General features: G+C 64.6%; 7 protein-coding genes. All 7 read left to right on the plus strand.

Annotated elements, in window-relative coordinates:
* Window positions 1-356 (plus strand): transcriptional regulator BetI (betI, locus tag EOA38_RS24050; RefSeq protein ID WP_127300400.1); only part of this gene is annotated, 356 nt, incomplete at its 5' end.
* Window positions 353-1882 carry a choline-sulfatase gene (betC, locus tag EOA38_RS24055; protein ID WP_127300401.1) on the plus strand — a complete coding sequence of 510 codons (1530 nt, stop codon included), beginning with the start codon at window positions 353-355 and terminating at the stop codon, window positions 1880-1882. The genes betI and betC, both read left to right, overlap by 4 nt.
* Window positions 1879-2883, plus strand: a complete 1005-nt coding sequence (locus tag EOA38_RS24060; protein WP_189434843.1) for a threonine/serine dehydratase — start codon at window positions 1879-1881, stop codon at window positions 2881-2883. Before betC ends, EOA38_RS24060 begins: the two co-directional genes overlap by 4 nt.
* Window positions 2876-4528 (plus strand): choline dehydrogenase, encoded by a 1653-nt coding sequence (gene betA, locus EOA38_RS24065; protein WP_127300403.1) that lies wholly within the window; start codon window positions 2876-2878, stop codon window positions 4526-4528. The genes EOA38_RS24060 and betA overlap by 8 nt, the downstream gene beginning before the upstream one ends.
* Window positions 4529-4582: 54 nt before the next feature.
* Window positions 4583-6046 (plus strand): betaine-aldehyde dehydrogenase, encoded by a 1464-nt coding sequence (gene betB / locus EOA38_RS24070; RefSeq protein WP_127300404.1) that lies wholly within the window; start codon window positions 4583-4585, stop codon window positions 6044-6046.
* 67 nt (window positions 6047-6113) lie between these two features.
* On the plus strand, window positions 6114-6371 hold the full coding sequence (locus EOA38_RS24075) for a type II toxin-antitoxin system ParD family antitoxin (RefSeq protein ID WP_126095045.1): 258 nt from the start codon (window positions 6114-6116) through the stop codon (window positions 6369-6371).
* Window positions 6371-6673, plus strand: coding sequence for a type II toxin-antitoxin system RelE/ParE family toxin (locus EOA38_RS24080; protein WP_127300405.1), 303 nt, complete (start codon window positions 6371-6373; stop codon window positions 6671-6673). The genes EOA38_RS24075 and EOA38_RS24080 overlap by 1 nt, the downstream gene beginning before the upstream one ends.
* Window position 6674: the final 1 nt, after the last annotated feature.

The following is a 6674-nucleotide window of genomic DNA, read 5'->3' on the forward strand; positions in this document are numbered from 1 at the left end:
CCGCCACGCCGCGCCAGCGCGTCTCGGCCGTCGTCGCTGTCAGCTTCTCCGACGAGCAGTTCCAGTCGGAGACGATCGCGGCCTGGCTCGCCTTCTATGTCGAGGCGCAGAAGTCCTCCGCCTTGCGGCGGCTGCTCCGCATCTATGCGCGGCGCCTGCATTCCAACCTGATGAGCGGGCTGACCGGCATCCTTCCTAAAGCCGAGGCGGACCGCGTCGCGGAAGCGACGGCGGCACTGATCGACGGACTCTACATCCGGCGCGCGCTGAAGGACGGCGTGCCTAACGCGCAGAGCGCGATCGCGCTGGTTGAAGACTATCTCGAAACCAAGCTCAACGGACGGAGCCTGCCTTGACGACCCGACGGCCCAATTTCCTGATCGTCATGGTCGATCAGCTCAACGGAACGCTGTTCCGGGATGGGCCGGCCGATTTCCTGCATGCGCCGCATCTGAAGGCGCTCGCCCAGCGCTCGGCGCGCTTTGCCAACAACTACACGGCCTCGCCGCTCTGCGCGCCGGGCCGGGCCTCATTCATGAGCGGCCAGTTGCCTTCGCGAACGGGGGTCTATGACAACGCGGCCGAGTTCGTTTCCTCGATCCCGACCTTCGCGCATCATCTGCGCGCCGCCGGCTATTACACCTGCCTGTCCGGCAAGATGCATTTCGTCGGACCGGACCAGTTGCACGGCTTCGAGGAGCGGCTGACCACCGACATCTATCCCGCCGATTTCGGCTGGACACCGGACTATCGCAAGCCCGGCGAGCGCATCGAATGGTGGTACCACAATCTGGGCTCCGTCACCGGCGCCGGCGTCGCCGAGACCACCAACCAGATGGAGTATGACGACGAGGTCGTGTTCCTGGCGGAGCAAAAACTCTACCAGCTTTCGCGCGAGCAGGACGATCCAGCCCGCCGGCCCTGGTGCCTCACCGTTTCGCTGTCCCACCCTCACGATCCCTATGTCGCGCGCAAGCAGTACTGGGATCTCTACGAACACTGCCAGGCGCTCGATCCGGAAACACCGTTCATCCCGTATGACGAGCAGGACACGCATTCGCAACGGCTTTACCACGCCAGCGACTATGCATCTTTCGAGATCACCGACGAACAAGTGCGACGCTCGCGGCGTGGCTATTTCGCCAACATTTCCTATGTCGACGACAAGCTTGGCGAGCTGCTGGACGTTCTCAAGCGTACCCGCATGCTCGACGACACCACCATCCTGTTCTGCTCGGATCATGGCGACATGCTGGGCGAGCGCGGCCTGTGGTTCAAGATGAGCTTCTTCGAAGGGTCCGCGCGTGTGCCGCTGATGATCGCCGGCAAAGGCGTGCCGGCCGGGCTGGTCAAAGCGCCTGTCTCCAACCTCGACGTGACCCCGACGCTCTGCGACCTCGCCGGCATCGACATCGCGGGGATCGCGCCGTGGACCGACGGCCAGTCGCTGCTGCCGCTGCTTGACGGCAAGCCGCGCACCGCGCCGGTGCTGATGGAATATGCGGCCGAAGGTTCCTACGCGCCGCTGGTCGCCATCCGCGAGGCCAAATACAAGTTCATCCATTGCGAGCTCGACGCGCCGCAACTGTTCGACCTCGATGCCGATCCGCTCGAGCGTAACAACCTCGCCGACGATGCGACGAACGCAGCCCTGGTGGCCGCTTTCATGGACAAAGTCCGGGCGCGCTGGGACATGACCGGTTTCGACGCCTCGGTCCGCGAAAGCCAGGCGCGCCGCTGGGTCGTCTATCCGGCCCTGCGCAACGGCGCCTACTACCCGTGGGACTTCCAGCCGCTGCAGAAGGCCTCGGAGCGCTACATGCGCAATCACATGAACCTCGACAATCTCGAGGAAAGCAAACGCTATCCGCGAGGCGAATGATGGCTGATATTCTCGTTCCCACCCTGGACCACCTGAAACGTGCCTATGCCGTGACGTCCGCGGCAACGCAGGTGACGCCGCTGCTGGAGTCGGCTGCCCTTGCCAGGGAGACGGGCGCAGCGCGCGTCTTCGTCAAGCCGGAATCGCTGCAATGGGCGGGCTCCTTCAAGGTGCGCGGGGCCTATTGGCGGCTGACGCGGCTGTCGCCCGACGAAGCGAAGAAGGGCGTCGTCGCCTATTCCTCCGGCAATTTCGCGCAAGGGCTGGCGGCCGCGGGCCAGGCGCTCGGCATTCCCGTCACCATCGTCATGCCGATCGATGCGCCGGCCGCAAAACGCGACGCGACCGCAGGCTATGGCGCGCGCGTGGTGCTCACCGACCATGGCGATCGCGCCCGCGAGGAAGTCGCGGCCGCCAAGGCGCGCGAGATCGCCGAGACCGAGGGGCTCACCTTGCTCCATCCCTTCGACGATCCCGAGATCGTCGCCGGCCAGGCTGGCGCCGGGCTGGAAGCGCTCGACCAGTTGGCGGCCAAGAAGGCTCACGCCGACCTCGTCTTCTGCTCGGTCGGCGGCGGCGGGCTGATCGGCGGCGTCTCGCTCGCCTTCCATTATCTGTCGCCGAAAACCGAGATCATCGCCGTCGAGCCTGAAGGCTTCAACGGCATGGGCTCGTCGCTCGCGCATGGCGCGATCGAAACCATGCCGATTGGGCCGAAATCGATCTGCGACGGGCTGATGGCGCGCAAGCCCGGCGAGGCGCCGTTCGCCGCGGTGCGTGCTGCCGGCGTTCGCGGCGTGACCGTCGACGACGCCTCGGTGCGGCGCGCGATGAAGATCGCCTTCGAGCGGATGAAGCTGGTGCTGGAGCCCTCGGGCGCGGCGTCTCTGGCAGCACTGCTTGGCGGCAAAGTGGATGCGAAGGACAAAACCGTCCTTGTGGTTGCAACCGGCGGCAATGTCTCGCTCGCCGATTTCATGGCTCATATGAACAATGCTTGAAGCGGATTTCGTCATCATCGGCTCCGGCTCCGCCGGCTCGGCCATGGCCTATCGGCTGTCGGAGGACGGCAAGCACTCGGTGATCGTCATCGAGTTCGGCGGCACCGATATCGGACCGCTGATCCAGATGCCGTCGGCGCTGTCGATCCCGCTCAATATGAGCCTCTATGACTGGGGCTTCGCCAGCGAGCCTGAGCCGCATCTCGGCGGCCGCGTGCTCGCCACGCCGCGCGGCAAGGTCATCGGCGGCTCGTCCTCGATCAACGGCATGGTCTATGTGCGCGGCCATGCGCGCGACTTCGATCACTGGGCCGAACAGGGCGCGACCGGCTGGGGCTTCGCCGATGTGCTTCCCTATTTCAAGCGCATGGAGGATGCCGACGGCGGCGAGGACGGCTGGCGAGGCCACGGCGGCCCGCTGCATGTGCAGCGCGGCACGCGCAAGAACCCGCTCTACGGCGCCTTCATGGAGGCAGGCCGCCAGGCCGGTTTCGAGCTCACCGACGACTACAACGGATCGAAGCAGGAAGGTTTCGGCCCGATGGAGCAAACCATTTGGGGTGGCCGCCGCTGGTCGGCGGCCAACGCTTATCTGAAACCGGCTCTCAAGCGAAAGAATGTGAGGCTGGTCAAGGGCTTCGCCCGACGTGTGGTGATCGAGAATCAACGCGCCATCGGCGTCGAGATCGAAGCTAACAAACAGATTCAGGTCGTTAAGGCGCGACGCGAAGTGATCGTCGCGGCATCCTCGATCAATTCGCCCAAGATCCTGATGCTGTCAGGCATCGGCCCCGGCGCGCATCTGCAGGAAAACGGCATAAAGGTCATCGCCGATCGGCCGGGCGTCGGCGCCAATCTGCAGGACCATCTGGAGCTCTACATCCAGCAGGAAGCGACCAGGCCGATCACGCTGAATTCGGTGCTCAATCCCTTCTCCAAGGCGATGATCGGCGCGCAGTGGCTGTTCTTCAAGACGGGCCTCGGCGCCACCAACCACTTTGAAGCCGCAGCCTTCGTGCGCTCGCAGGCCGGCGTCGACTATCCCGATATCCAGTATCACTTCATCCCGGCGGCGGTGCGCTATGACGGCAAGAAGGCGGCGAAGTCACACGGCTTCCAGGCGCATGTCGGGCCGATGCGTTCCAAGTCGCGTGGCTCGGTGACGCTGCGCTCTCCCGACGCCCTTGCCAAGCCGGTGATCCGCTTCAACTACATGTCGCATCCGGACGACTGGAGCGAGTTCCGCCACTGCATCCGGCTGACGCGCGAGATTTTTGGCCAGAAGGCGTTCGATGGGTTCCGTGGCAAGGAGATTTCGCCGGGCAGCCATGTGCAGTCCGACGACGAGCTCGACGCCTTCATCCGCGACCATGCCGAGAGCGCCTACCACCCCTGCGGTACCTGCAGGATGGGCCGCGCCGACGACCTGACCAGCGTCGTCGATCCGGAATGCCGCGTGATCGGCGTCGAGGGTCTGCGCGTCGCCGACTCCTCGATCTTCCCGCGCGTGACCAACGGCAATCTCAACGCACCCTCGATCATGACCGGCGAGAAGGCGTCCGACCACATCCTCGGCCGCACGCCGCTTGCGCCGTCCAACCAGGAGCCCTGGATCAATCCGCGCTGGCAGGTGGCCGACAGATAGCGCATGATCCGGACGGATCGCTTCGCCCCTCGAAAGAGAACTGGAGAACCGCCCATGCGCGCCCAGCCAACGGCATCGCATTATGTCAACGGCCGCTATATCGAGGACGAAGGCGGCGCGCGCCTGCCGGTGATCTATCCGGCGACCGGCGAGACCATCGCGACGCTGCATTCGGCGACGCCAAACGTGCTGGAGCTGGCGATCGAGGCCGCGCGCGCGGCGCAGCCGGCCTGGGCGCGGCTGAAGCCGGTCGAGCGCGGGCGCATCCTGCGCCGCGCCGCCGACATCCTTCGCGCGCGCAATGCCGATCTGGCGCGCATCGAGACGCTGGACACCGGCAAGGCGATCCAGGAGACGCTGGTGGCGGATGCGCCTTCGGCCGCCGATTGCCTGGAATATTTCGCCGGCGCGGTCGCTGCCTTCAATGGCGAGATGATCGATCTCGGCGGGCCGTTCGCCTATACGCGGCGCGAGCCGCTCGGTGTGTGCGTCGGCATCGGCGCCTGGAACTATCCGATCCAGATCGCCGGGTGGAAATCGGCGCCGGCTTTGGCCATGGGCAATGCCATGGTGTTCAAGCCGTCGGAGAACACGCCGCTTTCGGCACTGGCGCTGGCCGAGATCTACAGCGAGGCGGGGCTGCCCGACGGGCTGTTCAACGTCGTCCAGGGTTTTGGCGATGTCGGCGCTGGCCTCGTCAGCCACGACGTGGTGGCCAAGGTTTCGGTGACCGGCTCGGTGCCGACCGGCCGCAAGGTGCTGTCGCTCGCCGGCTCGAAGATGAAGCACGCGACGATGGAGCTCGGCGGCAAGTCGCCGCTGATCGTCTTCGACGATGCCGATCTCGAGAACGCCATCGGCGGCGCCATGCTCGGCAATTTCTATTCGACCGGGCAGATCTGCTCCAACGGCACGCGCGTGTTCGTGCAGAGCGGCATCCATGACCGCTTCGTCGACCGGCTGATCGAGCGCACCAAGAGAATCCGCATCGGCGATCCGCTCGATCCGGAAACGCAGATGGGGCCGATGGTCAACAAGGCGCAGCAGGAGAAGGTCGTCTCTTATATCGCGGCCGGCAAGCAGGAAGGCGCGACGCTCGCCTGCGGCGGCAACGTGCCGTCGCTGCAGGGTTTTCAGGGCGGCTTCTTCATCGAGCCGACGGTTTTCACCGGCGTCGCCGACGGCATGCGCATCGCGCGCGAGGAGATCTTCGGGCCGGTGATGAGCGTGCTCAAGTTCGACAGCGAGGACGAGGTCATCGAGCGCGCCAACGATACCGAATTCGGCCTTGCGGCGGGCGTCTTCACACGCGACCTGCCGCGCGCCCACCGGGTGATCGCCGAGCTGCAGGCCGGCACCTGCTGGATCAACGCCTACAATCTGACGCCGGTAGAAATGCCCTTCGGCGGCGTCAAGCAGTCCGGCATCGGCCGCGAGAACTCGCTTGCCGCGCTGGCGCACTATTCGCAGCTGAAGGCGATGTATGTTGAGACGGGGGATGTGGCGAGCCCGTATTGACTTGGCAACCGGCTCGGCCGCGCTTATCATAAATTAATAAGAATGGATAATAGCAAGGAACTGAGCCATGCCAGCAAGCTATAACATCGGTTCTCGCTATGAGGCACTGGTACGCGAGCTCGTCGAAAGCGGCCGCTATGCAAGCGCCAGCGAAGTCGTACGTGATAGCCTGCGCCTCCTTGAGGAGCGCGAGGAGCAGCGGCAGGCGAAGCTTGCTGCTTTGCGTGATGATATCCGCAAGGGGAAAGAAAGCGGCCCCGGCATTCCGGCATCGGAGGTTCTTGACCAGCTGGAAGCGAAGTACCGCGACACAAGCCATAAGTAATGGCTGTCACATTCTCACCTGCCGCCGCAAGGGATGTCGAGGAAATCGGCGACTATATCCATGCTGAAAACCCAGCTGCGGCTCGGCGTTTTGTGGCCGCGCTCAGAGTACGGTGTGGGCGCATTGCCGACGCACCGCGCGGCGGCGCGCTCCGATCCTCGCTAATGCCAAATCTGCGTTCAATTCCGTTCCAGCACTATGTAGTTTTCTACGTGGCTGAAGGCGATAATGTGCGCATTGAGCGAGTCCTGCACGGCGCTCGTGATATTGAAGCGGTTTTCGACGAGGACGGCGACGTTTAGT

This window comes from Mesorhizobium sp. M1E.F.Ca.ET.041.01.1.1, assembly GCF_003997355.1.
GTDB lineage: Bacteria > Pseudomonadota > Alphaproteobacteria > Rhizobiales > Rhizobiaceae > Mesorhizobium.